The organism is Hyphomonas oceanitis, from assembly GCF_036964545.1.
GTDB lineage: Bacteria > Pseudomonadota > Alphaproteobacteria > Caulobacterales > Hyphomonadaceae > Hyphomonas > Hyphomonas oceanitis.
This window is the reverse complement of sequence record NZ_JBALTL010000006.1, coordinates 49,818-74,652: the sequence shown is the minus strand read 5'-3', so window position 1 is coordinate 74,652 and position 24,835 is coordinate 49,818. Positions and strand designations below refer to the sequence as shown.

The following is a 24,835-nucleotide window of genomic DNA, read 5'->3' as shown; positions in this document are numbered from 1 at the left end:
CGTGTCGTAAATGCAACGGGGCCGGGGTGGCCACGGTAGAGCACGTCGATTTGTCAAACACACTGAGCCAACAGGCGACGAAGGCGAGCTGGGCCCTTTTTGAGGGCCTCTTCATCATTGCGGCGCTTGTTGCGGTTTTCGCAACCTTCATCGCCATATCGGGTGCGGACCCCGATAATCCGACGGCCGGTGCAACGCCCTGGCTGCTCGGGCTGAACTTCATCGTGATCATCGTGCTCGCGATCATCGTGGCGCGCGAATACTTTTCGATCCAGCGTAGCGGTCGCGGAGAAGGCAAGGGCCTCTTGGCCAAGCGCTTTGTGTTGCTGTTTGGCTTTTCCGCTCTGATACCCGCCATGATTGTTGCCATATTCATCGGGGCGTTCATCACGCGTGGCCTGGATAATTGGCTTGGTGAGCGTGTCGACACGATCATGGAAAAGAATGCCCGCATCTTTCAAGATTATGTCGACAATTTCGAGAATACGCTCGATGTGGACGTGCGCCTTGCAGCTCTTGATATCGAGAACTTTGCGCGGGACGTGAAAACGTCACTCGCAGCGAGTGGCGAGAATGATGAGATCAACGCTGACAGTCTCGCCAAGGATGCCTCTAAGGCCTTTATTGATGGCTTGCGATCGGAACTGGGTTTTCGCGAGTTTCTGACGATTGCGGTACTTGGTCCGGATGGGGTCGAGCTCATTGCGGAGCAGAGCGTCCAGCAACCTATCCTCGTGCCGCCACCTCAATCGGCTTTTGAAGAAGCAAATAGCGGCAATATCGCCACCACGCTCTACGAGAACCGTGGTGTCGCAACCGCGCTTATCCGCATTGAGGAGCCGCTGGACGGCTATATCTACGCGGTCAAGAACTTCGACAAGAATGCCGCCGTCCAGCTTCGCGAGGCCGAGGCAGCGCTGGCACAATACAACAACGCCAAAAGGCGCAGCGGTCGCCTTCAGTACATATTCGCTATCGGATATACACAAATCGCGGCGCTCATATTGCTGCTGGCTGGTAGGCTTGGTCTGGAAGCAGCCGGCCGGATTACCGGTCCGATCGGGCGCCTCGCCGTTGCGGCGCACACCGTCAGAGATGGTGATCTCTCCGTCCGTGTTCCGGTGTCGGGACCACAGGATGAAGTCTATGCGCTGACGAACTCGTTTAACGCCATGACTGAGCAATTGGCTGAACAGCGCAACGCATTGATCCGTGCCCGCGAGGACGAGGAGGACCGGCGTAAATTTGTCGAGACCTTGCTGGCCGAAGTCAGTGCCGGAGTCATCCGAATGGATGGTGATATGGTCGTGACGCTCGCGAACAGGTCAGCAGGCGAGGTGCTTGGCATTGGGGAAATCATGCCCGGCCAGACACTGGGAGAAGTCGCGCCGCTTTTCGAGCGCTATGCGCGCGATACGCTTGAGCGCATAGCGCCGGTAGATGCGTCGCTTGATCTGAGCATAAATGGCGAGGTTCGCCATATTCGTCTCAAGACAGCGCCAGATCCGGCGGGCGGATGCGTGCTGACCTTCGACGACACCACGCGGCTGGTGAATGCGCAGCGCCAACTCGCCTGGCGCGATGTTGCGCGGCGGATCGCGCATGAAATCCGCAATCCGCTGACCCCCATCATGCTATCCACCGAGCGTATCAAGCGGCGTTATGGAGACAAGATTGACGATAGCGACGGCGTTTTCGACCGCTGCATTGAGACCATCCTGCGTCAGGTAGGCGATATCGGCCGTATGGTAGAGGAATTTTCGTCCTTCGCACGCATGCCCAAGCCGAGTGTCGCTCCGTTCAACATGCGTTCGCTCCTGCAGGGCACCGGATTCTCGCAAAGCATGGTGTCACCGGATGTCGAAATCGAGTTTGAGACGAACACGGATGATGCGGTTTACCGCGGCGACGAGCGTCTCCTCGGGCAGGCCTTCGGGAATCTCCTTAAAAATGCGGCAGAGGCGATTGAGGGGCTTCCTGAGGATTCCGATATCAATGGGCACATCCGGGTCGTACTGTCGGCGAATGCGGGCGGCGTAGAGGTCACCATCGAGGATAATGGACCGGGTTTTCCACAGGACGTGCGTGATCGCCTGTTGGAACCCTACGTAACGACTCGGGAAAAGGGCACTGGTCTCGGCCTCGCAATCGTCAATCGCATTATTGCTGACCACGGCGGATCCATTTCCCTGCAAAACAGGCTGGATGGCATGCGCGGGGCGCGGGTGCGTGTGTGGCTACCGGCTAACGGTCCTGCTTCTGTTGGTGAAGATTCTGAGGCGGGCGGCAGTTTAACTTCCGATACCGCCATATTCGAAAATGTAGAGGAGCCAACGCCATGGCGTTAGACATTCTGGTTGTTGATGACGAACCCGATATTCGTGAGCTGGTCGCGGGTGTGTTGAGCGACGAGGGGTATTCGGTTCGCACGGCAGAGACTGCTGAACGAGCGCTTGAGGAGGTCCGTACACGGACGCCTCGTCTCGTTGTGCTGGACGTCTGGCTTCAGGGAAGCCAGATGGATGGTCTGTCACTGCTCAAGTATTTGAAATCCATCGATCCGTTTCTCCCCGTTATTGTGATCAGCGGCCATGGCAATATTGAAACAGCAGTGGCCGCCATTCGGCGGGGTGCGTACGACTTTATCGAGAAACCCTTCAAGACTGACAGGTTGCTGCATCTTATCGAGAGGGCGATTGAATCTGCTGCGCTGAAATATGAGAACGCGGCCCTTCGCAACCGCGCCGGCGAAGACGAGCACTGGATTGGCAACAGTCAGGCTGCCGCAAACCTGCGGGCTGCCATCGAGAAGGTTGCGCCGACTAATTCGCGTGTGATGATTAATGGTCCCGCCGGTGTGGGCAAAGAGCTTGCCGCACGTTTGATTCACCGGAACTCCCTGCGGGCCGGTGGACCGTTCGTAGTAGTGAACGCTGCCAGCATCGCGCCTGACCAGATGGAAAGCGCGCTGTTCGGCGAAGAGGACCAGCAAGGCCGTACTGTCCGCGTTGGCCTGTTCGAGAAAGCACACAACGGAACGCTGCTGCTGGACGAAGTGGCGGACATGCCGCTCGGAACGCAGAACAAGATCCTGCGTGTCTTGACGGAGCAGCGTTTCCAGCGAGTCGGCGGGCGCTCTGACGTCAGCGTGGACGTGCGAGTGATGTCGGCCACAACGAAGGATCTCAAAGAAGAGATCGAGCAGGGTAATTTCCGGGAAGATCTTTTCTATCGACTGAGCGTTGTTCCGCTCCGGGTTCCGTCCCTGGCGGAGCGCCGGGACGATATTGGCGACCTCGTGAGCTATTTCATCGATCGTATTTCGGATTCATCCGGCCTTACGCCGCGCGAATTTTCGGAAGAGGCCATGGCAGTTCTGCAGTCGATGGACTGGCCGGGCAATATCCGCCAGTTGCGCAATGTGGTGGAGCGGATTTTGATCCTGTCGCCGTCTGATTCCAGCCGCCCGGTAAGCGTCGACGAGTTGCCGCGAGACACAGGTTCGGGGGCCATGCAGAACTCCAAAGGAGGATCGGCAGAGCTTGTCGGCCTATCGCTTCGGGATGCCCGCGAGCAGTTCGAGCGTGAATATCTTGCGCTACAGATCACAAGGTTTAACGGAAATATTTCGAGAACTGCGGAATTCATCGGAATGGAACGATCCGCACTGCACAGAAAATTAAAGGCTTTGGGCGTAGGTTCCGGGCTGACTCGGCAAGACGGCGAATGACCGTCGGAAGGCAGTAAGAGATGCGCGTTCTTATATGCGGCGCAGGCCGCGTCGGGCACGGCATTGCCCGGCGACTTGCGCGTGAAAAGCACGATATTACCATTATTGATGAAAACCCGGACCTGGTGGATCAGGTCTCGACTGATCTGGATGTTCGGGGCGTCACTGGACATGCCGCTCATCCTGACGTCCTAAAGCGTGCCGGTGCGGTCGATTGCGAGATGATCATCGCCGTCACGCATTTTGACGAGATCAATATGGTGATCTGCCAGATCGCCCACACATTGTTCTCTGTTCCCTATAAAATCGCGCGGGTCCGCGACCAGTCCTATATCGACCCTGCCTGGAAGAATATTTTCTCACGGGAAGGCCTGCCGATAGACATGGTCATCTCGCCTGAAGTCGAAGTCGGCGAAGCCATCCTTCAACGCCTACGCACGCCAGGCGCTGTGATGAGCGCGACGTTCGGCAAGGAAAAGATCAAGCTGCTCGGGCTCGAAATTGACGCGAAGAGCCCGCTACTGGACACGCCGGTTGACCAGATCAGGGGGCTCTTCCCTGATCTGTCAGCCCGGATTGTGGGGATCGGTCGCAAGGATGCCGTTCGCGCGCCTCGCTCGACGGATGTGCTCAAGCCGGAAGACCGCGCCTATGTTGCCGTCCTCGATAGTCACGCCGACAGGCTCACCAGCATTTTCAACCGGGACAATGAGCGTCTCGACCATGTCGTCATCATAGGCGGCGGCAATGTTGGCCTTTACGTTGCCAAGACACTGGAACGCGAAAGCACAATGCGCATCCGTCTCGTTGAGAGCAGTGTCGCGCGTGCGGACGCCGCTGTCGCTGAATTGAAACGTACTATCGTTATTCAGGGCGACGGCCTCAGCCCGGATATTCTTGCCGAAGCCGGCGCACCGAAGGCAGATTTCGTCATCGCCATCACCAATGACGACAAGACAAACCTCCTTATCTGCAATCTCGCAAAGCGTGCCGGGGCAAAGCGTGCCTTGGCGCTCGTGAATGCCACTGAGTTGGCAGGGCTTGCCCGTGACATGAGGGTCGATGCAGTACTGGATCCGCGGGCGCTCACCGTGTCGCAAATTCTTCTACGGATGCGCCGTGGACGGATCCTCGGATTGCAGTCGATCGAAGACGGCCTGGCGGAAGTTGCTGAAGGTATTACGCTCGAATCTTCATCGCTGATCGGCAAGACGCTCGGCTATGACGATCTTCCCGATGGCGTAGCTGCGGCAGCAGTCATTCGCGACGGCAACGTGATTATCGCGGGGCCCGATGTGACCGTTCGCGCAGAAGACCATCTGATCGTGTTCTATGAAGAGAGCATGGTCCGGAAGGTGGAGAAATATTTCCGCGTCAGTCCGGACTTCTTCTGACGCCATGAACTACGCCTCGATCGTTCGGGTACTCGCGTTTATCATGCTCATCCTCGCGGGCAGTGCAGTGCTGCCTGTCCTGGTGGCAGTTATTGCAGGCGAGACGGATCAGGTCGTCGCGCTGTCTGTCACGGCAATCAGCATTGCAGTCCTGGCGAGTAGTGTTCTTTTGTTGACGCCAAAACCCAAGCGCAAAGCCCGCCCTTCGGACGCCTTGGCTGTCGTGATTCTCTGGTGGTTTCTGTCGCCTGTAGCTGCGGCTCTGCCATTTGTGGTGGGAGTTGCGGACGTGTCACTATTTCACGCAATCCATGAGGCTGCCGCTTGCCTCACGACAAGCGGCCAGTCGGTTATTCGCATCGAAGGAAACGCTTGGCCTGTCAGTTTGATCGTGTGGCGTGCGGTTCTCCATATCCTGGGCTGCCTTGCATCCATCACCATGGCCGCCAGTGTTCTGGCGGCGCTGAACCTTGGAGGACCCGGCATACACCGTACGGTTCTGTTCACATTGCCGGAGACGAGCTTTTTCGATGCCGTTCCGCGCGTCGCGAAGTCTGTATTTTACATGATGGCGGTATGCCTCATCGTGCTCATTGGATTACTTATACTGGCCGGCGTTCCATTCCCACGAGCGGTCGGGGATGCAGTCAGCGCTATTACAACCGGTGTTGTTGACCCCCTAGCCATGAAGCGAGCCATCCTCCCGCCTTTCCCTGGCATCATTCTGGGCATTGGCATGATTGTCGGTGCCCTGGGCTTGGCCGTATGGCTTCCACTGAAGGACAGGAAACCGCGAACAGCTCTCTTTGATCCTGAGACGATAACCTTCGTGGCCCTCATCATCGTTTTCGCGGTCATGGTATTGCCAACAGGTGTCCTCTTCGGGGATGGAATTGCATGGTCCGTCTCTGCGATGTCGACCTCAGGATTGGCCCTGACCAATCCTGCTTTACGGGAGTCCATACCCTTGCCAATTCTGGTGCTACCGGCTCTGATTGGCGGCTCGGCCTTGTCGGCGGCAGGGGGCGTGAAGATCGCAAGATTGATCGTACTTGCGCGCCGGGCAGGACAGGAATTCCGTCAGTTGGGCTATAGGCGCTCCGTTCTTGGCTTCCGTTTCAGGGACCGCGAGCTTGACGAGCGCAGCGTGATTGGCGTCTGGGTTTACCTTGTGGCGTATATCGTAGCTGTCTTCATGGTCATGATCGGATTCAGCTTCCTGAATCTGCCTTTTGACGAGACTATCAGACTTTCTATCGGCGGACTTACAAACTCCGGCGGTCTTCTCCTCGGACATACAGAAGGGCTGGATGGAGGCGCAACGAGCCTGCTTGTATTATCCATGGTTCTGGGAAGATTGGAGATTTTAGCAGTAATTCCGGCGCTTTCCCCCAGTTTTTGGAGGGGATAAGCAGCGTTCGCACTTGCACAATCGGCCCAATCCATTTAGCTCGCGACACATAACAAGAACAATTGCAGGAATGGCCATCTCCCATGTCTTCCGAGAAAAAACAAAACTTGCAGGATACTTTCCTGAACGCCGTAAGGAAATCTCGTACACCGCTTACGGTTTTTTTGGTGAATGGTGTTAAGCTTCAGGGCGTCGTGACCTGGTTTGACAACTTTTGTGTGTTGCTCCGCGGCGACGGTCGTCCGCCACAGCTTGTCTACAAGCATGCGATTTCGACCATTGCGCCCAGCGCGCCAGTTCAGCTGTTCGATGAAGAGTTGGAGGGGCAATAGTTCCCTTTGACTGACAAGCTTATCGATCGCTTGCCAGAGCCCGAAATTGCGGGCGCCGTCATCCCTTGGTTTACGCCAGCCAATCGGCCGTCCGAAGATCGCTTGCAGGAAACGGCAGGCCTAATTGAAGCGCTTGGCTGCGAGCTCGCCTTTTTGCGGGGGGATCATGTTCGGGCGGTGAACTCGTCCGTGCTTTTTTCCGGTGGTTTGCTGGATCGCTTTGCCGAGGATCTGGAGGCGCATAATTGCACCGTTGCGGTTGTCGATGGCGCGCTGACTCCTGTCCAGCAGCGGAATCTGGAAACACGCCTTGGCGTCAAGGTGATTGATAGAACCGGGCTTATCCTCGAGATCTTTGGCCTGAGAGCACGTACGAAAGAAGGCCGGTTACAGGTCGAACTTGCCCGAATACTCTACGAACGATCCCGGCTGGTTCGGACCTGGACCCACCTTGAGCGTCAGCGCGGCGGTGGCGGGTTCCTGTCGGGCCCGGGCGAAAGCCAGCTGGAAGCCGATAGGCGCATGCTGGACGACAGGATCGTGCGCCTGCGTCGCGACCTCGAAGATGTGCGCCGCACGCGGGCCGTGCAGAGAGCTGGCCGCAAGCGCGGCGGTAAGCCGGTTATTGCGCTCGTTGGCTATACGAACTCCGGCAAGTCGACGCTTTTCAATCGGTTGTCAGGCGCAAAAGTGTTCGCCAAGGACATGCCCTTTGCCACGCTTGACCCGACGATCCGCCGCATCGATTTACCGACATTGGGCGAAGCGGCCCTGATTGATACGGTGGGTTTCATCACTGACCTGCCCACCCACCTGATCGATAGCTTCAAGGCAACGCTGGAAGAGGCGATGCAGGCGGATCTGCTGGTCCATGTGCGTGATCGGTCGAGTGCTTCTGACAGGGAGCAGGCGCATGACGTGAGCGTCGTTCTTGAGCGGCTCGAGAAAGAGACCGGGCTTCCGCTGCCGCCCATGATTGAGGCCTGGAACAAGGCAGACCTGTTGCCTCCCGAGCGCGCCGAGGTACTTGCGTATTCGGCCCAAAGTGCCGGCGACATTCCGGCCGTTCTGGTATCTGCTTTGCGCGGCGAGGGCATGGATGCGCTGCTGGATCAAATGGAGCATGCGTTGTTGCGTGGCGCAGTTGACGTCGCTGTGACGCTTGATCCTCAGCAGGGGCGGGCCCGTGCCTGGCTGCACCAGAATGGCGAAGTGAATTCCGAGACAAGCTTGAAAGATGGCAGGCTGGCTATCAGCGTGCGTCTACCAGTAGAGCGCGTCGGACAATTTCAGGCCGAATTTCCGGACATTGAATTCGAGACCTAGCCGGAAGTTTTTTCAGTCCGTTTGACTCGCTGCCAATAAGCTTCCTGTGCTTCGAGATCGAGACTCGCGAAATCCGCTCCATCACCCGCAGCTGCAGATTCCATCGCTCGGAAGCGGCGCTCAAACTTTGCATTCGCGCGGCGCAGGGCCTGCTCAGGGTCTATGCCGAGGCGGCGGGCGAGGTTTGCGCCGACAAAGAGCAGGTCGCCGATCTCATCTTCGATATCGTCTTGAACACCCGCGGCAATAGCCTCGCGGACTTCCGCTGTCTCTTCGACCAGCTTGTCGAATATGGGCTCTGCTTCCGTCCAGTCAAAACCGACACGAGCGGCCCGCTTCTGCAGTTTTTCGGCCCTTAGAAGAGCGGGAAGAGACAGGGCTACGCCATCCAGCGCGCTTGGCGGCGCATCGCTTGGTGTCTTGGCAGCGCGTTCTTCCGCTTTGATCACTTCCCATGCCCGCGTCTGCTCTTCGGCAGAGCGTTCATCTGGCGACCCGAAGACATGCGGATGGCGACGAACCATCTTGTCGGCGATCCCCTGCGTGACGTCGGCGATATCGAAGGCCCCATCCTCGGAGGCCATCTGGCTATGGAACACGACCTGGAAGAGGAGGTCGCCCAACTCTTCCTTCAGATCAGCCATATTGCCCCTCTGGATCGCATCGGCGACTTCGTAGGCTTCTTCGATCGTGTAGGGCGCTATCGTGGAGAAGTCCTGTTCAAGATCCCAAGGGCAGCCGGATACGGGGGCGCGCAGCCGCGCCATGACCTCAATCAATTTGACGAAGGCGCGCGCGGAGGAATCATTTTGAGTGGTTTCAGCCATGGTTTGTCCTAACCCACAGCCACAATGCCGAAAAGGGCAGGGGCCATTGTCCGAGGTCGATCCTCAGCAGAACAGATTGACATTCACTGCAACGCAAGAGACCTGAGCGGCATGCAATCTTCATATCCGGTTACTCGCGGCCCACACACTATGCTCATTGTCTCCTGCAGGACCGAACAGGACGTGTCCTCATGAGTGCGCCTGTTTCCCTGATCGGTGCATCATGGAGAGCCGGACGCTTCGAAGCCTGGTCATTCGACGACGAAGGCGAAGTGATTGGGACCTTTGCGCGTGATGGCGCCGCAGATCAGGGCGGCGTCTTGCAGGACATGACGCGCGCATTGATCACGGAGTGGCTGGGCTCATCCGAAAAGGCGCCGGTCATCGTTTGTGGTGAGACGCCTGGAGGTGCCGGCAAGCTGTTGCAAGTGCCAGCACTTCTAAGCGACCTCTACGATGCGCTGACAGACCTTGATGGCATTCATGTCGTACCGGGGCTTCGCCAATTGTCGCCGCCTGATATCCTGCAGGGGCAGGAAGTTCAGCTTTTAGGGCTCGGCCAGTTGTCCGGCGCAATATGCCTGCCGGGCAGGCATACAAAGCACGTTGCCCTAGAGCAGGCGCGAGTGCTGGATTTCTCGACCGAGATGACGGGCGAAATACAGGAACTTCTTTTGTCGCAAGGCTCTCTTCGGGTGCCTGCTGGGATTGAGCCGCGTTTTGATGCGGGCATTTTCCGCGACTGGGTTGAGCGATCGCTTGATACTGATGATGCGGCATCGCCTTTCGCGGTGAGCGCTGCGCGGTTGATTGGCGTCTTGCGACCTGAGCATCAGATAACGGCCCTGTCAGGCCTGCTTATAGGCGCGGATGTGGCTGCACATTATGATCCCGGTGACGATGTGATCCTTGTCGCTGATGGCGAGTTGGCGAAAGCCTATGGCATGGCCCTTGATGCATTGGGCGCGAGCGTGGAAGAGTATTCAGCAGAAGGGGCGATGCAGGACGGCCTGTTCGACATCGCTGAAGAAGCAGGATTGCTGGACACATGACATTTGGATCGCCGTTCCTGAGTGCAATGCGGGTGGATGCATGATCGTAACGCCGGAATGTGTTGCGCCAACGGGGTGCGCTTTGGGGGAGGGACCGGTCTGGAGCCCGACAGAGGGCTTTCTCTGGTGGGTAGACATCAAGCGGGCAAAGTTGCACCGCTACAACCCCAAGACCGGTAATACGCGGCGCTACGATTTGCCGATTCGTGCCAGTGCACTCGCTTTGCATGACGGTTGCCTCCTGATGGCGGGCGATCAGGAAGTTGGCTTATACGATCCCGCGACCGAAGCTTATGAGCGCTGGTGTACCCTGAGCGATGAGCCGGAAACCAATCGGACGAATGATGGCGGCATCGCGCCTGACGGGTCTTTCTGGTTCGGGACGATGGATGACCGGGAGAAAGACGCGCAGGGTGGCTATTTCCGTTTGGGGCCTGACCGACAGCTCACCCAGCTGCGTCTGCCGTCCGTCATGGTCACGAACACGATGCAGTTCTCCCCCGATGGGCGCACATTCTATACGTGCGACAGCGCCGAACAGGAAATTCTGGCATTCGATCATGACCCGGAAACGGGGAGCCTGACAGGGCGACGGCTTTTCGCATCAACGTATGAATTTGGCGGCTATCCTGATGGTTCGGCAATGGATTCTGAAGGCTGTTTGTGGACATGCCTTTGGGATGCTTCGCGGGTCGTGCGGTATCGGCCTGACGGGAGCGTGGACCAGGTCATCACGCTTGCGGCGCCGAGGCCGACATCCTGCACGTTTGGCGGCGCCGACCTGAAAACTTTATTTATTACAACAGCTCGGGTGGGAATGAGTTTTCCTGCCCTCGATTCGCGCCCTCTCTCAGGAAGCCTGTTTGCGATCCATGTTGATGTACCGGGGCTTCCAGCTCGGGGTTTTGGCGTTGGCGGGTGATTCGTGCATTCTCGAGGCCGGATTCGGGGCGCAAAAGGGACTTGCGAATTGCACTTTTCGGCCTCACATGCCTTCACAAGTGAGCGTATGCACTTTAACCGTGGACGCGGCGGATCAAAACCGCTAACCCCCCGCCTTTCAAGAAAGTGTCGAAATGGCCGACAAGGACAAGAAAAAACGCGTTGGACCTGTAACCTTCTTCCGCCAAGTGCGCGCAGAGGGAAACAAGGTGACATGGACCACTCGTGCTGAAACGATTCAGGCAACGATTTTCGTGGTTATCATGTCTATTCTGATCGCGCTGTTCCTGTTCGCCGCCGACTGGGCGATCAACTTGATCGTCAAAATGATTACCGGCCTGTGAAATGCATGCCGAACAACACGTATTCAAGGAGCGCGTAGGCCCCATGGCTGAAGCCAAATGGTATATCGTCCACGCTTATTCGAACTTCGAAAAGAAGGTCGCAGCCTCTATTCTGGAGCAGGCTGAGCGTAAGGGGCTTCTGGAGCTCATCGAAGACATCCAGGTCCCGACTGAGGAAGTTGTCGAAGTTGCCCGTGGTAAGAAGAAGACCGTCGAGCGCCGCTATTTTCCCGGTTATGTGCTGATGAAGGCGCAGATGTCAGATGATGTCTATCACCTGGTGAAGGACACACCCAAGGTTTCCGGGTTTCTCGGATCGGATGGCGGCAAGAAGCCCCTGCCAGTGCGCCAGCGCGAAGTTGATCGTATTCTCGGCACGTCGACTGATTCGGCCGAGGAGCGTCCGCGTCCCAAGGTTTCCTTCGAGATTGGCGAACAGGTTCAGGTTAATGACGGACCATTCCAGGGTTTCGAGGGCGCTGTCGAAGAAATCGACGAGGCCAATGGCCGTTTGAAAGTCACCGTTTCCATTTTTGGCCGCGGTACGCCGGTCGATCTGGAATTCGACCAGGTCGCAAAGATCTGATTCGGAGACGCAGTTTCTCCCCTTCCTGCGCTTGAATCGTCAGGGATTGGGCTGTATCTCCACGAAATAGGCCGCCTTAGCTCAGTTGGTTAGAGCGCTGGTTTGTGGAACCAGAGGTCCTCCGTTCAAACCGGAGAGGCGGTACCATTTCCCAAGTGGGGTGGGTGATTTATGACAATTTGGCCATCATTTTGCCATACCGTTGCGATCTGTTGCAAATGGGTCGCGTTACCAAAAAATACCTAGAAATTAGGTATTTGAGTGTTTGAAAGCACTCGCCGCATCCGGGAAAAAAGTTTATCAGGAACCATGCGCAGACAAGCGCGTATGAACCTGCGGTCGAGGACAATCCCGTCCATCGGCACAAGAAGGGGATCAAGTATGAAGAAAACTCTTATGTGCGCGACAGCCGCGGCCGCATTTGCGTCTGCCGGTATGGTCGCTCAAGCTGAAGAGGGCTGGTACGGCCGCGCTGATGCGACGTACGCCTTTGACGGCACGCTGGACCACGATCCAGTCGTCAGTGATGTCAATGGCTCAATGGGCAGCCGTTCGGACATCGAAGAAGCTTGGGGCGGCGACCTCGGCCTCGGCTACGGTCTGGCCAATGGCGTGCGTCTTGAAGGCGTTCTCGGCTATAGCAGCGGCGACCTTGGCGTTCCAACGAACTTCAACGGTGTTGCTCCAGGCACAGTGTCGCTTCCAAGCGGCTACCTGCAGTCGACTGACCTGATGTTCAACGGAATCTATGATTTCAACCGTACAGGCGCTTTCCAGCCGTACATCGGTGTTGGTGTCGGTGCTATCCGCGCGAAAGTTAAAGGCAGCAACCTGGTTAATGCTGTCGGCACGGATCTCTCCGCTGCCAATGGCTTCTCCGGTTCGGATACGGCTTTTGCTTACCAGGGCCTTCTCGGCTTTGGCTACAAGCTGAGCGAAAAGCTCACCATGGATGTCGGCTACAAGTACTTCTCAGCTGAGAAGCTTGACCTTGACGGCAATCACGGCGGCATTGCTTATGATGGCGACCTGACCAAGCATGTTGCTACGGTTGGTCTGCGTTACGCGTTCGGTGCAACACCACCGCCACCACCGCCTCCGCCACCACCGCCACCACCACCGCCTCCGCCACCACCGCCTCCGCCGCCACCACCGCCTCCGCCAACAACGGAAACGGTTGCTCCGGAAGTCGTGTGTTCCGGTCTCAACCAGAACTTCGTTGTTTACTTCGAGTGGGACAAAGCTGACCTGACGAGCCAGGCTGCTGCAGTTATCGACCAAGCTGTCGCTAACATCACAGCTGGCGACGGTTGTGCTCCAAGCGCAGTGACGATTGCTGGCCACACCGATACGTCGGGTGCCAGCGCGTACAACGAGAAGCTCTCGCAGCGTCGTGCAGACATCGTGGCTTCGGCCCTCGTGTCCCGTGGCGTGGCTGCTTCGATCATCAGCGAAGAAGCGAAAGGCGAGAACGATCTTGCCAAAGCGACACGCGATGGTGTTCGCGAGCCTCTGAACCGTCGTTCGGAAGTCGTTATCAGCGTTCAATAAGATCGACTGATCTACAGTATAAGACGGCCCGGCTCACCAGCCGGGCCGTTTTTGTTTGCGCCGCCAGCGCGCGGCAGACTTGCCCCGTAACGTAACATATGAAACCAAGCTCACATGACCGAACTCTCCCATATGACACGCGAAGACGAGGCGGCTCGCGAGCGCCTGCAGGCCGCCACGGCTGCGATGCAGGCCCGGACCTGCGCATGGTCCGACGTAAATACAGGCAGCTGGAACACGGATGGGCTGAAGGCTTTTTCAGGCGATCTCGCCAATGCATTCTCAGAATTAAAGGGCGATGTACGCCTTCAGGAAGCTCCCGGCTTTGAAACGATTGATTCATCGGGAAAGTCCGAGACAATCTATACCGGGCCTATTGTGCGCGTATCGGCCCGACCTTCGGCGCCCATTCAGGTCGTGATGACCGGTCACTACGATACCGTATTTCCAAAGGGTACGTTTGAGGGCGTGAAGGACATTGGCAACGGGATGCTCAATGGCCCTGGGTTGGCTGATATGAAGGGCGGTCTCTGCGTGATGCTGGAGGCGCTAAAGGCGTTTGAAGCCGGCCCTCTTATTGATCGCCTAGGCTATCAGATCGTCATTACACCCGATGAGGAGATTGGAAATCACGCCAGTTCCGGAGCGCTGACTGAAGCAGCGCGGTCCGGCGCCCATATAGGTATGACCTATGAACCCGCCATGGAGACGGGTGCGATGTCAGGCGGTCGCAAAGGGTCTGCGGTTTTTGACATTGTGCTGCATGGCAAGGCCGCTCATGCCGGGCGGGCGAAAGAAGAGGGGCGCAGCGCCATCGAAGCTGCAGCGGAACTCGTGGTTGGCCTTGAAGGCCTCAACGGAAAGCATGAAGGCGTAACCGTCAATGTCGGCGCCATCGAGGGCGGCAGCGCAGTGAATATCGTGCCTGATCTCGCGGTGGTCCGTTTCGGCGCGCGTGCTCCCGATGCCGAGGCAGCAGGTTGGACGACTGAGCAAGTTGAACGCCTGTTTGCGCGCGCCACTGGACGCGCAGGTATTTCAGGACATCTGCACGGAGGGTTCTATCGCCCTCCAAAGCCACGCAATAATGCCCAGCAAGCCATATTCGACGCCGTGCGCGCAACCGGACAGGCCATCGGGCTGGATCTGGAGTTCGTGGACACAGGCGGCGTGTGTGAAGGCAACAATATCTTCGCGGCTGGCGTTCCGAATGTCGATACACTCGGCGTACGGGGCGGGCGCATCCATTCGAATGAGGAATTCGTCGTGATTGACAGCTTTGCGGAGCGGGCAACGCTTTCCGCCCTCATACTGAATCGGCTCGCTGATGGCCGTATGGATGGCCCGGGTATCAAGGCATTGATGGAGCGCTGACATGCCTGCAACCTATGTCATGCGACCTTCGAGGTTGGACGATCTTGGCGCGCTCATGGACCTTGCGCGGCAGTCAGGCCCTGGCTTTACGAGCCTTCCTGTCGATGAGGCGATCCTGTATGAGCGTCTCGAAAAATCGGAACGGGCTTTCCATAGCCGGCAGAAAAGAATTGAATACGGCAAATACCTGTTGATGATGGAAGACACACGAACCGGCGAAGTCGTCGGTTGCTCTGCTGTTAAAGCCGGCACGGGTATTGATCAGCCTTTCTTCAATTACCGTGTCATTACCCTCGCACAAGCCAGCCATGCGGCTGGCGATATGCGCTTCGACATGGATGCGCTTATCCTGACGAATGAATATGTGGGGTATACGGAAGTAGGCACGTTGTTTTTGCAGGCCGATCATCGCGGCGGTGGGGCAGGGCGGCTGGCGGCACAATCCCGGTACCTTCTGATGGCGGCCGCTCCAGATCGTTTCAGTGAACACGTTCTGGCTGAGCTGCGCGGTGTTGTCGACGAGACGGGCAAGTCACCCTTCTGGGAATGCTTGGGGCGCCATTTCTTCCGGATGGACTTTACAGAGGCCGATCGTCTGTCCGCGACCACTGACAATCAGTTCATTCTCGACCTGATGCCGAAATACCCCATCTATGTTGACCTTCTGCCGCCTGAGGCGCGTGAGGTTATCGGGCGCTGTCATTCCGATGGCGTGGGTGCCTACAAGCTTCTGCAATGGGAAGGATTCCAGTTCGACAGAACTGTGGATATTTTTGATGGTGGCCCGCTCGTAGCGGCGCAAAAGCGCCATATCCGAACAATTCAGGAAAGCCGTGTTGTCACGTTGCGTGCAGGGAACGTTTCCGGGCGTTCGGATGCACTGCAAGGACTTGTGTCGAGCGATGCGCTACCCAATTTCCGGGTTTCACTGGCAGATGTGGTTGTCGAGGAAGACGATGTGGCGATCATATCACCCGCAATTATTGAAGCCCTTCAATTAGATTCCGACGCCAAGGCGCGGATCTGGCTACGGAGCAAGTAATGGCACTGGGTGTCTATATCGACGGAAAATGGTCTGAAGGCAGCGGACCACGCTTTACGAATGCCTGCCCGGCAAGCGCAGAAATAGTTTGGGAGGGCAATGCAGCCGGCCCGGAAGATGTTGCAGCTGCGATCGCCTCAGCGCGAAAGGCCTTCGGGCACTGGTCAAGGCTGCCTCAGAGCGACCGCACGCTCGTGTTGGAGCGCTATGCAGAAGAAATCGCGAAGCGTACCGACGCGATTGCCGAAGCGATCAGCCGAGATATGGGCAAGGTTCTGTGGGAGACGCGGGCCGAAGCCGCGACCATGAAAGCAAAGGTTGCCGTTTCGATTGCTGCGCAGAATGAACGTGCGGGCTCCAAATTCGAGACGGCGCCCTTCGGCTCATCACACCTGACCCATCGGGCACATGGCGTGATGGCCGTGTTTGGCCCATTCAATTTCCCCGGGCACCTTCCTAACGGACATATTGTTCCCGCACTGCTTGCAGGTAACACTTGCGTCTTCAAGCCATCAGAACTTGCGCCCGGCGTGGCAGCATTGATGGCAGAAGCTTTCGAGGCCGCAGGATTGCCCGAGGGGTGTCTCAATATCGTTCACGGCACACGCGAGACGGGCGGCGCGCTACTCAATGCCGAAATTGACGGGCTCTTACTCACCGGCTCTGCCAAGACAGGCGTATTCTTTCACAAACATTTTGCGGGCCGACCAGAAGTCATTCTTGCGCTTGAGATGGGCGGCAACAATCCGCTCATTATCTGGGACCCTGCGGATGTCGAAGCTGCGGCGGATATCGCTGCGCAATCGGCTTTCCTGACGACGGGGCAGCGCTGTTCATGTGCACGGCGCATTATCCTCCCAGAGGGGAAGTTCGGTGATGCCGTGGTCGATGCAATCGTTGCTCGCGCCAAGGGGCTGAAAATCGGTGCATGGGATGAAGAGGGCGTCTTCATGGGGCCGCTTGTTTCTGAACACGCTGCCCATGCAGCAACTGATTTCCAGATGATGCTGTCAAAGGCTGGCGGCAAACCGCTGCGACGTTTGAAACGCATGGATCGTGGTGGCGGGTTTGTCACGGCGGGCGTCATGGATATTACAGAGGCCCATCACATTCCCGACGAAGAATTGTTTGGTCCGCTGATGCAGGTGGTCCGGGTGAAGACATTCGACGAGGCAATCAAGCGGGCCAATGCGACGCGCTACGGCTTGTCCGGTGGTCTCGTGTGCGATGATGATGCGCTTTGGGTTCAGGCGCACCGCGAGATGCGGGCCGGTATCCTCAACCGCAACCGGCCAACAGCGGGCGCAAGTGGCGCCATGCCCTTTGGTGGCCCGGGGCTCTCGGGCAACTTCCGCCCGGGTGCCTATTATGCGGCTGACTACTGCGCCTGGCCGCAGGCAAGCCAGGTGTCGGACAAAGCTGAGCGCCTTGGCGCGCAAGGCTTTCCGCAATGAGCGCGTATGAGGTCAATTTTGACGGGCTGATCGGGCCTTCGCACAATTATGGTGGTCTGTCCGACGGCAATCTTGCGAGTGCCACGCATGCTGGCGCGGTGTCCAACCCACGTGAAGCGGCGCTGCAAGGGCTGGAGAAGATGCGGACCTTGCTGCAGCACGGACTGATACAGGGCGTGTTGCCACCTTTGCCGCGCCCTAACTTCGACTTTCTCGTGTCCGCCGGATTTCATGGCACGGATGCGCAGATCATCGAGTCGGCGGCGAGAGTTGCGCCGCACCTGCTCAAGGCTGCCTATTCGGCGAGCAATATGTGGACGGCGAATGCGGCAACGGTGTCTCCGTCTGCCGACACAGCTGATGGTCGTCTCCACCTGACGTCGGCCAACCTGTCCACGATGCTTCACAGGAGTATCGAGCATCCCGATACGACGGCAACGCTGATCACGCTGTTCGACAATGAGGACCGTTTCTCGATTCATTCGGCGCTGCCGATGCATAGTGATTTTGCCGACGAGGGCGCCGCGAATCATGTGCGGCTGTGTGCAGAGCACGGCGCCATGGGGGTTGAGCTGTTCGTATACGGCCGTGAGGCAGGGGAGAGCACAGTTGGCTTTCCAGCACGTCAAAGCTTGCTCGCCAGCGAGGCCATTGCACGGTCGCACGGTCTGGATGGTGCCAGAGTTGTCATGGCGCGCCAGTCAGCCGCTGCGATCAATGCGGGTGCTTTCCACAATGATGTTGTGTGTGTCGGTGCCCTGGATACGCTCTTCTTCCATGAGCTGGCGTTCGAAGACACGCGCGGCACGCTTGATGCCATTCGCCGCGCAGCTGACGGACTGTTCGAACTAAAGCCTGTCATGGTTTCGAATGCCGATGTGCCGATTGCCGATGCGATCAAGTCTTACCTGTTCAACTCACAGCTCTTGCAGATGCCTGGCCAGGACCGGCTCGTGCTGGTGGCGCCTGTTGAGGCTCAAGAGATGGAGTCCACCCGCGCGTTTTGCGAGGGCATGGTCGCGGGTAACGGCCCCATCGGACACGTCGAGTTTGTGGACGTGCGGCAGTCGATGCGTAATGGGGGCGGCCCCGCCTGTCTCCGCCTGCGTGTTGTGATGACCGAGCCGGAGATCGATTCCTGCCATCAGGGCGTTCTGCTTGATGACGAAGCCATTGATGAGCTTCAGGACGTGATCCGCGCCACTTATCGTGATCGGCTTGCACCCGCGGACCTGGCCGATCCATCCTTTGCCGATGAGTGCCGTGCCGCGCGGGAACAGTTGCTTGCTGTTCTCGACCTTGAGTCGCTTGCCTGAAACGTTGGAGTAAATGCATGCTGAAACTGTACGACTACTGGCGCTCGTCGGCGGCCTACCGCGTACGCATTGCTTTGAACCTCAAGAACGCACCCTATGACAGCATTCCGGTGAACATTGCGCCTGGAAAAGATGAGCAATTTGCAGAAACATATCAACATTTAAATCCGCAGATGCGCGTTCCTTCAATCGAGCAGGACGGCCGCATATCGGGCCAGTCGATGGCCATCATAGAATGGCTTGACGAGACCTTGCCCGGGCCCGCCCTGTTGCCGGAGAATCCGTGGACGCGGCTACAGGCTCGCGCTTTTGCCGATACGATTGCCTGCGATATTCACCCCCTTAACAACCTGTCGGTTCTGGCCGCGTTGCGGAAGGATTTCGGCGCTGATGATGCGGCTGTGACGCGTTGGTACCATGACTGGATCCGACGCGGCTTCGCGGCGCTGGAGCGTGTCGCTCAGGACCGGCCACCGGGCACACTACTCTTCGGCGATACGCCTACGATCGCGGAAATTTGCCTTGTGCCACAGGTTTCCAATGCTCGCCGTTTCGATATGGACCTGTCTAATTTTCCGCGGCTGCAGGAGGTCGATGCTGCGTGCCGGTTGATCGATGCCTTTGCGCGCGCCGCGCCAGAAGCGCAGCAGAAAGCCTAGCCTAGTCATCGCCTGCTTCAGGCATAGGGTCAGTCTCCCCGGGCCGGCGAATGTCGATGATCTCGACTTCTTCCAGCGCACCGAGAGGTTCCGCTGTCTTGGCGACGTTGGCCTCGAGCCATTCCTTGTACCCCGTGAGATTATCGCTAGCGATAGGGGTATCCTGGGACACGATCATCATCCCATCCTGGCGTCCGATTTCGACAACTGGCTGGCACGTCGCAGATTCGGTATATTGGGGCGGGCAATAGGCCAGGATGTCGCTCGCTGAATTTTCCACACCGGCGACGGACGAGAATAACGCGGCATCGCCCCGAGCGCGTGTCAGGCGAAGGAAACCCCCAAATCTCTCTCTCAGGCTTTCGTCGGCACGGATGGGAGCGAGCATTTCCGGGGGCAGTGGATGGTCGGTTGCAATGACGAAGGCGCGGCCCCGATTATGATCGTCAAGATAAGTCTTTAAGGCGGCGGAGAGGTCAGTTGCAGCGTTGGCGTTGCGATAAAGCGGCGCATAGACCGGTCCAATAACCGATAGCGACTCGGCGAGCCGCTTGGATTGCTCGACAGCACGATCGGTTTGTGAGGCAATCTGGGCTTGTGACCGAGGCGCGAGGCTGTCATCCGGACCGACCAAGATAACGTCCACGCCCCAACCCTCGGCCCAAACGGCAGGAGGCATTTGCGCCGGAAGCGCAGCCCAGCTGTCATTGGTCCTGTAGTCAAAGGCGGGCAAGGCGATCAGCTCACCTTGATCGCGGAAGGTTCTGTAAGCCCACGGCCCCAGTCCGACACCAAGTGCAACAATGATTCCGACGATAAGAAGCGTGCGTTTCATGTTGGTTCCCTGCCTGTCGCGAGACTGTTAGCGGGGTTAGGAAAGCGCCGCCTTGAGTCCGGAATAGTTTGGTTGATCTATAGCCAACTGGGAGATTGTGGTTGTTTTTAGATGCTTGAACAAGCCTGGCGTCGCAGCATCAAATTGACCATCCCGTATGCGGGCGCAGAGGTCCCTGTTCATCGCAGCGAGATCAGCATTCTCCGGGGCATCCAGCAGGTTGCGAAGACGTTCGGCTTCAGACGCTTCAGCAGCCGGCCTTTGCTCAAGCTCTCTCAAGAGCGTTGCGAGCACATTGGAGGCCACTCTCGCATGAAAGGCAGCGTGACCTGTCAATTGAGGGGCAGCCGCATCATCAATGAAGGACTTTACAGCGGCGACCAGTTCGGTGGGGGAGGGCGCATCATGCATATCAAACAGCCCTTTCGAGAAGATTCAGGAGGTCAATTTCAGTTTCCGAAACCCGCCGCCCGATAGCGGCGCGCTCCACGCTTGGGTCACCACCGGAGCGGTAGGCTTCGTACATGATCATGCACATGATGCCCCATTTGAGGCTGCCCAGCATTTCCCACCAGTCGATGTCTCGCGGCTCGAACCGGGTGCCGCCAGCGGCGGCATATGCTTCAAGTAGAGCATCCAGCTGGCCGAAACCGCCCACACGGTTTTCGATCTGGCCGAACCGCCAGGAATTCACGCAAATCCAAGCAATGTCCTCGCGAGGGTCCCCTATATGAGCGAGTTCCCAATCCAGGACGGACGCCAGACCTTGCGCATCAACGATCAGGTTGCCCAGCCGGAAATCGCCATGGACAAGCACGGCCGGCTGGGGCGCAGGCTGGTGTTCCTTGAGCCAGGCGAACGCCAGTTCAAAGACCGGCCGGGGCAGGTCGAAGTTTCGATAGATCGTCTCATATTTGCGGATTTGGTCCATGCCATCGCTACGCGGCAGGTCTGGCAGCTTCTCCATGTCGATTGCATGGATAGCCGCAAGCGCTGCACCACATTGCTCGGAGAGTTGGGTACGGGCCGTCTCATAAACGGCATCGCGTAAAATCTTCCGCCCAATGGTTTCACCATCGATTCGGCGCATGATGAATGATTCGCCCAGATCGCTTCCGGGCTCGAAAACACCGAGGACGCCCGGCACGGGCACACCGGCGGCGTCTGCGCACGCCAGCAGCATGGATTCCATACGCAAGGTAATAGCCTCAGACGACCGCGCCACGGCTTCCCCACCGGGCGCTCTACGCAAAATCAGGCGGCTGGTCTTTCCGGCCACGACCACTTCAAAGGCCCAAGTCTCCTGACTTGCGCCTCCGGACAAGCGCTTCAAGTCAGCTATACGGGCCGCATCGCCGAAATCCCGGCGCGCCCAGCTTTCCAAAGCTCTTTCAATCTGTTCATTACTTCCCATCTTGGCCACAATTACGCGGAACAAGTGAATCGCCAAGGTCTGACCCAGAGTAACCTTGAGAATTGCCTATCGGAGATGCCTCATGGCTCGAAGGAAAGACCCCGAGGGTGGCCTGCCGCCACCTGACAAGGCCCCGACGCAAAGTCTCTTTGCATGGCTCAGGGGGCGCTTTTTTGCGGGCATGGTGATCGCCGCGCCGATCGCGGTGACGTTCCTCATCCTCCAATTCCTCATCGGCGAGATCGACAAGCGCGTCGTGCCGCTGATACCGGCTGCGCTTAACCCTGAGACCTATCTCAAATACGCCGTTCCGGGCTTTGGTCTGATCGTTCTGGTCGTTTTCCTGACCATTCTCGGGGGCATCGCCACAAACCTGATCGGGCGGTCGGTTATTAGTGTGGGTGACCGCATTCTCAGCCAGGTGCCGATCGTCCGTTCGCTCTATTCGGCGTTCAAGCAGCTGGTTGAAGTCTTCGCGAAAGACAATACTGACCAGTTCAGCGAAGTTGTCCTGATTGAATATCCCAAGACAGGAACATGGTGCCTCGGTTTCGTGTCGTCCCCAGCCAAGGGCGAGATCGGGGCGACGCTTGGCGGGGAGTATCTGGGTGTATTCGTACCGACGACACCGAACCCGACCTCGGGCTTCCTTATGTACGTCGATTCAAAGGAAGTTATCAGGTTGAAAATGACGGTCGAAGAGGGGGCGAAGATGATCCTTTCAGCCGGCCTCGTTGTTCCCGAATTTCCGCCTGCGCCCAAACCCGATCCGAAAGCGCCAAAGAAAATCCTGCCTTAAGGTCTACGCGCGTCCTAGCTACCGCTACCCGTTTCGATCTTGGGTGTCAGAAGCTCCCGGACCAGCCGCAGGGCTTGCCCGCGTGGCCCGGCGAGATCCGGATCAGCCTCAATGACAGCCGTTGCATCTTTCTTTGCAATCGCGAGCAGATCAGCGTGGCGTGACAGCTCAATCACGCGATAGTCGGTGGCGCCGGCCTGACGCAGTCCGAGCATGTCGCCAGGGCCACGCAGTTTGAAGTCGGCTTCTGCGATTTCGAAACCGTCTTCTGTGCGACGCAGAGTCTCCAGTCGTTCGCGCGCTGTCTCCCCAAGTGGAGGGCGATAGAGGAGCAGGCAGAAGGACGGTTTGTCGCCGCGCCCAACCCGGCCGCGAAGCTGGTGTAGCTGGGCGAGACCAAAGCCTTCGGCGCGTTCTATAACCATGATCGTGGCCTCCGGCACATCGACGCCGACCTCGATCACTGTGGTCGCAACCAGGATCTTTGTGCGCCCCGTGCGGAAGTCTTCCAGCGCGGCATCCTTTTCGGTCGGCTTCAAGCGTCCGTGAACCAGGCCGACCGGCACGCCCAGCTGGTCTATCAATGCAGCATGGCGCCCTACGGCTGTGGAATCATCGTCATCGACATCCACCTTTGGGCAGACCCAGAAGGCGCGTTCGCCGCGGCGAATGGCGCGTCCCACCGCGTCGATGACTTCATCAATTCGCGTGTCGGGTATTGCGCGCGTCTCAACGGGTTTGCGACCTGCCGGCTTTTCATCAAGGATCGTTACGTCGAGGTCGCCATGGACGGCTTGGGCCATGGTACGAGGGATCGGGGTGGCGCTCATCACCAGCATGTGCGGGGAGACACCCTTGCCGACGAGCCGCATGCGATCCTGCACGCCGAACCTGTGCTGCTCATCGACGATAATCAGCCCCAGATTCCGAAAAGACACAGATTCCTGAAAGAGGGCATGCGTACCGGCAACAATCTGGATTGAGCCATCAGCGATGCCCATCAGCGTCCCCTCACGGGCCGCCCCTTTGTCGCGCCCGGTGAGCGAAGCCACGGAATAACCGAGCGGCGCCAGAAGATTTGTAAGCGTCTCATATTGCTGTCGGGCGAGCACTTCGGTTGGCGCCATAAAGGCGGACTGGAAGCCCCCGGATACCGCCTGTACGGCCGCCATCGCTCCTACGAGCGTCTTGCCCGCGCCCACATCACCTTGAAGCATGCGCCGCATGGGGGACTGGCCTGACATATCCTCGCTGATTTCAGCCACGGCGCGCACCTGTGCGCCGGTTTGCTGATAGGGCAGGGAGCGCGCCAGCCGTGATTGTTCGACTGGGGCTTTGGGTATTGGCGGCGCCTTGCGACGCTTGCGGCTGGCACGCGCCAGCGCAAAGGCCGATTCACGCGCGATGGCTTCATCATAGGCCAGCCTTGTCCGGGCTGATTCAAATGCGGCTTCGTCGTATCGCACAGGGGCATGCAGCCCGCTCAGAGCGCTGCGAAAGCTCGGCCATCCTCTTTGAGCCACGAGATGAAGGTCGCCCCATTCAGGCAGGTCATCCGGTACGCTTTCCAGTGCCTGAACAGCGAGCGTATGCACGCGCTTGTTGGTCAGACCCGCAGTTAGTCCGTAGATCGGTTCGACCTCCGGCGGCGGATCGCCCTTCTTGGGGTCTACAATGTAGTCGGGATGGGTCATCTGGCGTTCGCCATTGAAATCGTCGACACGGCCGGAGACGATGCGCGTGGCGCCGATCGGGAATTGTCCCTGAAGCCAACGCCCATCGGCGCGGAAGAATGCCAACGTCAGGAATCCTGTTCCGTCGAATAGCTGGATTCTGTGGGGGGCCTTGTCAGAATAGGGCACCTGATAGGCATGGACTTCGCCGCTTACGGTCGCGACCTCGCCAAAGACGACCTGATCAAAACCTTCGCGGACGCGCCGGTCGACCCAGCGCTCGGGCAAATGCAACAATAGGTCCCAAAGCGTATCGCCCCCCACCAGCCTTTCGAACAGCGGCTTGAGCTTCGGGCCAACACCGGAAAGTGTTTCCAGCCCTGCAAACATGGGAAAAAGTCGCTCGTCTCGCATCTCAAAACTCTAGGCGTGCCCGCCCGCGCACACAATGCGTGGTTTACCTGTCCCTCCCACAGCCTATATCCTCCGAAGCAGACTGGTCTGGAGCTATTCATGGAAACAAGACGCCGAAAACTCACGTTCCGGGCCTGGCGGCGCGGTTTCCGCGAAATGGACCTCTATATGGGCTCGTTCGCGGATAAATTCCTTCCGGATTTCAATGAGGCTGAACTGGACGAATTCGCGCGCCTGCTGGATGTCCCGGATTGGGAAGTTTACGCATGGCTGATTGGTCAGCAAGAAGTCCCTGACAATCACAAGGGCCCAGTGCTGGACCAGCTGATCGCTTTCCGCTACGCCCCGCAGGCAGGCTGA

The 24,835-nt window shown here is 58.1% G+C and carries 23 protein-coding genes and 1 tRNA gene; 19 read left to right on the top strand and 5 right to left on the bottom strand.

Features of this window, described 5'->3' with window-relative positions:
- Positions 1-50 precede the first annotated feature (50 nt).
- The 6 genes from V7651_RS15885 (at position 51) to hflX (ending at position 8,193) form a co-directional block, all read left to right on the top strand.
- A complete protein-coding gene (locus tag V7651_RS15885; protein ID WP_051624832.1) occupies positions 51-2,348 on the top strand; it encodes a sensor histidine kinase in 2,298 nt (765 codons plus the stop codon).
- On the top strand, positions 2,339-3,730 hold the full coding sequence (gene ntrX / locus V7651_RS15880; RefSeq protein WP_035539058.1) for a nitrogen assimilation response regulator NtrX: 1,392 nt from the start codon (positions 2,339-2,341) through the stop codon (positions 3,728-3,730). Before V7651_RS15885 ends, ntrX begins: the two co-directional genes overlap by 10 nt.
- A gap of 20 nt (positions 3,731-3,750) precedes the next feature.
- A complete protein-coding gene (gene trkA / locus V7651_RS15875; protein ID WP_335613727.1) occupies positions 3,751-5,124 on the top strand; it encodes a Trk system potassium transporter TrkA in 1,374 nt (457 codons plus the stop codon).
- A gap of 4 nt (positions 5,125-5,128) precedes the next feature.
- Positions 5,129-6,535: a hypothetical protein gene (locus V7651_RS15870; protein ID WP_335613726.1), complete on the top strand. Its 1,407-nt coding sequence runs from the start codon at positions 5,129-5,131 to the stop codon at positions 6,533-6,535.
- An 83-nt stretch (positions 6,536-6,618) separates the two neighbouring features.
- Positions 6,619-6,867: an RNA chaperone Hfq gene (gene hfq, locus V7651_RS15865; RefSeq protein WP_034743071.1), complete on the top strand. Its 249-nt coding sequence runs from the start codon at positions 6,619-6,621 to the stop codon at positions 6,865-6,867.
- Positions 6,868-6,873: 6 nt separating this feature from the next.
- Positions 6,874-8,193 carry a GTPase HflX gene (gene hflX / locus V7651_RS15860; protein WP_335613725.1) on the top strand — a complete coding sequence of 440 codons (1,320 nt, stop codon included), beginning with the start codon at positions 6,874-6,876 and terminating at the stop codon, positions 8,191-8,193.
- Here the strand turns inward: hflX and mazG are convergent.
- Complete coding sequence (gene mazG, locus V7651_RS15855) at positions 8,190-9,020, bottom strand: nucleoside triphosphate pyrophosphohydrolase (RefSeq protein ID WP_051624833.1); 831 nt, start codon at positions 9,018-9,020, stop codon at positions 8,190-8,192. The genes hflX and mazG overlap by 4 nt on opposite strands.
- 191 nt (positions 9,021-9,211) lie before the next feature.
- On the opposite strand from mazG, the gene V7651_RS15850 reads away from it, so the two are divergent.
- From V7651_RS15850 to maiA, 11 genes are all read left to right on the top strand, one after another.
- Positions 9,212-10,072 (top strand): 2-dehydro-3-deoxygalactonokinase, encoded by an 861-nt coding sequence (locus tag V7651_RS15850; protein ID WP_335613724.1) that lies wholly within the window; start codon positions 9,212-9,214, stop codon positions 10,070-10,072.
- Between the two features lie 40 nt (positions 10,073-10,112).
- Positions 10,113-10,994 carry an SMP-30/gluconolactonase/LRE family protein gene (locus V7651_RS15845; protein ID WP_335613723.1) on the top strand — a complete coding sequence of 294 codons (882 nt, stop codon included), beginning with the start codon at positions 10,113-10,115 and terminating at the stop codon, positions 10,992-10,994.
- A gap of 154 nt (positions 10,995-11,148) precedes the next feature.
- The gene (gene secE / locus V7651_RS15840; protein ID WP_035539076.1) at positions 11,149-11,358 is read left to right on the top strand and encodes a preprotein translocase subunit SecE; all 210 of its coding nucleotides are present in this window, start codon (positions 11,149-11,151) and stop codon (positions 11,356-11,358) included.
- A 43-nt stretch (positions 11,359-11,401) separates the two neighbouring features.
- Entirely contained in the window at positions 11,402-11,944 is a 543-nt protein-coding gene (nusG, locus tag V7651_RS15835) for a transcription termination/antitermination protein NusG (RefSeq protein WP_035539166.1), read from the top strand.
- 70 nt (positions 11,945-12,014) lie between these two features.
- A tRNA-His gene (locus tag V7651_RS15830) sits at positions 12,015-12,091 on the top strand.
- Positions 12,092-12,325: 234 nt separating this feature from the next.
- Positions 12,326-13,495 carry an OmpA family protein gene (locus V7651_RS15825; protein WP_035539078.1) on the top strand — a complete coding sequence of 390 codons (1,170 nt, stop codon included), beginning with the start codon at positions 12,326-12,328 and terminating at the stop codon, positions 13,493-13,495.
- Between the two features lie 114 nt (positions 13,496-13,609).
- A complete protein-coding gene (locus V7651_RS15820; RefSeq protein ID WP_335613722.1) occupies positions 13,610-14,869 on the top strand; it encodes a hydrolase in 1,260 nt (419 codons plus the stop codon).
- Between the two features lies 1 nt (position 14,870).
- On the top strand, positions 14,871-15,911 hold the full coding sequence (locus V7651_RS15815; protein ID WP_335613721.1) for an arginine N-succinyltransferase: 1,041 nt from the start codon (positions 14,871-14,873) through the stop codon (positions 15,909-15,911).
- Positions 15,911-17,365: a succinylglutamate-semialdehyde dehydrogenase gene (gene astD / locus V7651_RS15810; RefSeq protein ID WP_335613720.1), complete on the top strand. Its 1,455-nt coding sequence runs from the start codon at positions 15,911-15,913 to the stop codon at positions 17,363-17,365. Before V7651_RS15815 ends, astD begins: the two co-directional genes overlap by 1 nt.
- A complete protein-coding gene (locus V7651_RS15805) occupies positions 17,362-18,681 on the top strand; it encodes an N-succinylarginine dihydrolase (RefSeq protein ID WP_335613719.1) in 1,320 nt (439 codons plus the stop codon). The genes astD and V7651_RS15805 overlap by 4 nt, the downstream gene beginning before the upstream one ends.
- A gap of 17 nt (positions 18,682-18,698) precedes the next feature.
- On the top strand, positions 18,699-19,340 hold the full coding sequence (maiA, locus tag V7651_RS15800; protein WP_335613718.1) for a maleylacetoacetate isomerase: 642 nt from the start codon (positions 18,699-18,701) through the stop codon (positions 19,338-19,340).
- Position 19,341: 1 nt separating this feature from the next.
- On the opposite strand, the gene V7651_RS15795 is transcribed toward maiA, so the two are convergent.
- From V7651_RS15795 to V7651_RS15785, 3 genes are read right to left on the bottom strand one after another with little or no spacing between them, the layout of a single operon-like run.
- Complete coding sequence (locus V7651_RS15795) at positions 19,342-20,175, bottom strand: hypothetical protein (RefSeq protein WP_035539090.1); 834 nt, start codon at positions 20,173-20,175, stop codon at positions 19,342-19,344.
- A 36-nt stretch (positions 20,176-20,211) separates the two neighbouring features.
- Positions 20,212-20,586 carry a DUF6285 domain-containing protein gene (locus V7651_RS15790; RefSeq protein WP_035539092.1) on the bottom strand — a complete coding sequence of 125 codons (375 nt, stop codon included), beginning with the start codon at positions 20,584-20,586 and terminating at the stop codon, positions 20,212-20,214.
- Position 20,587: 1 nt separating this feature from the next.
- Positions 20,588-21,613, bottom strand: coding sequence for a phosphotransferase family protein (locus V7651_RS15785; protein WP_241767005.1), 1,026 nt, complete (start codon positions 21,611-21,613; stop codon positions 20,588-20,590).
- A 58-nt stretch (positions 21,614-21,671) separates the two neighbouring features.
- On the opposite strand from V7651_RS15785, the gene V7651_RS15780 reads away from it, so the two are divergent.
- The gene (locus tag V7651_RS15780) at positions 21,672-22,388 is read left to right on the top strand and encodes a DUF502 domain-containing protein (RefSeq protein WP_051624835.1); all 717 of its coding nucleotides are present in this window, start codon (positions 21,672-21,674) and stop codon (positions 22,386-22,388) included.
- Between the two features lie 14 nt (positions 22,389-22,402).
- Here the strand turns inward: V7651_RS15780 and recG are convergent, their stop codons facing one another.
- On the bottom strand, positions 22,403-24,475 hold the full coding sequence (recG, locus tag V7651_RS15775; RefSeq protein WP_335613717.1) for an ATP-dependent DNA helicase RecG: 2,073 nt from the start codon (positions 24,473-24,475) through the stop codon (positions 22,403-22,405).
- Positions 24,476-24,574: 99 nt separating this feature from the next.
- On the opposite strand from recG, the gene V7651_RS15770 reads away from it, so the two are divergent.
- Positions 24,575-24,835, top strand: coding sequence for an FAD assembly factor SdhE (locus tag V7651_RS15770; RefSeq protein ID WP_034743032.1), 261 nt, complete (start codon positions 24,575-24,577; stop codon positions 24,833-24,835).

Coding starts and splice junctions, on each gene's coding strand:
- V7651_RS15805 (WP_335613719.1), top strand. CDS start 17,362: ATGAGCGCGTATGAGGTCAATTTTGACGGGCTGATCGGGCCTTCGCAC.
- mazG (WP_051624833.1), bottom strand. CDS start 9,020: ATGGCTGAAACCACTCAAAATGATTCCTCCGCGCGCGCCTTCGTCAAA.
- V7651_RS15820 (WP_335613722.1), top strand. CDS start 13,610: ATGACCGAACTCTCCCATATGACACGCGAAGACGAGGCGGCTCGCGAG.
- maiA (WP_335613718.1), top strand. CDS start 18,699: ATGCTGAAACTGTACGACTACTGGCGCTCGTCGGCGGCCTACCGCGTA.
- V7651_RS15850 (WP_335613724.1), top strand. CDS start 9,212: ATGAGTGCGCCTGTTTCCCTGATCGGTGCATCATGGAGAGCCGGACGC.
- V7651_RS15790 (WP_035539092.1), bottom strand. CDS start 20,586: ATGCATGATGCGCCCTCCCCCACCGAACTGGTCGCCGCTGTAAAGTCC.
- ntrX (WP_035539058.1), top strand. CDS start 2,339: ATGGCGTTAGACATTCTGGTTGTTGATGACGAACCCGATATTCGTGAG.
- V7651_RS15870 (WP_335613726.1), top strand. CDS start 5,129: ATGAACTACGCCTCGATCGTTCGGGTACTCGCGTTTATCATGCTCATC.
- V7651_RS15795 (WP_035539090.1), bottom strand. CDS start 20,175: ATGAAACGCACGCTTCTTATCGTCGGAATCATTGTTGCACTTGGTGTC.
- hfq (WP_034743071.1), top strand. CDS start 6,619: ATGTCTTCCGAGAAAAAACAAAACTTGCAGGATACTTTCCTGAACGCC.
- recG (WP_335613717.1), bottom strand. CDS start 24,475: ATGCGAGACGAGCGACTTTTTCCCATGTTTGCAGGGCTGGAAACACTT.
- V7651_RS15845 (WP_335613723.1), top strand. CDS start 10,113: ATGATCGTAACGCCGGAATGTGTTGCGCCAACGGGGTGCGCTTTGGGG.
- trkA (WP_335613727.1), top strand. CDS start 3,751: ATGCGCGTTCTTATATGCGGCGCAGGCCGCGTCGGGCACGGCATTGCC.
- astD (WP_335613720.1), top strand. CDS start 15,911: ATGGCACTGGGTGTCTATATCGACGGAAAATGGTCTGAAGGCAGCGGA.
- secE (WP_035539076.1), top strand. CDS start 11,149: ATGGCCGACAAGGACAAGAAAAAACGCGTTGGACCTGTAACCTTCTTC.
- V7651_RS15770 (WP_034743032.1), top strand. CDS start 24,575: ATGGAAACAAGACGCCGAAAACTCACGTTCCGGGCCTGGCGGCGCGGT.
- V7651_RS15825 (WP_035539078.1), top strand. CDS start 12,326: ATGAAGAAAACTCTTATGTGCGCGACAGCCGCGGCCGCATTTGCGTCT.
- V7651_RS15815 (WP_335613721.1), top strand. CDS start 14,871: ATGCCTGCAACCTATGTCATGCGACCTTCGAGGTTGGACGATCTTGGC.
- nusG (WP_035539166.1), top strand. CDS start 11,402: ATGGCTGAAGCCAAATGGTATATCGTCCACGCTTATTCGAACTTCGAA.
- V7651_RS15780 (WP_051624835.1), top strand. CDS start 21,672: ATGGCTCGAAGGAAAGACCCCGAGGGTGGCCTGCCGCCACCTGACAAG.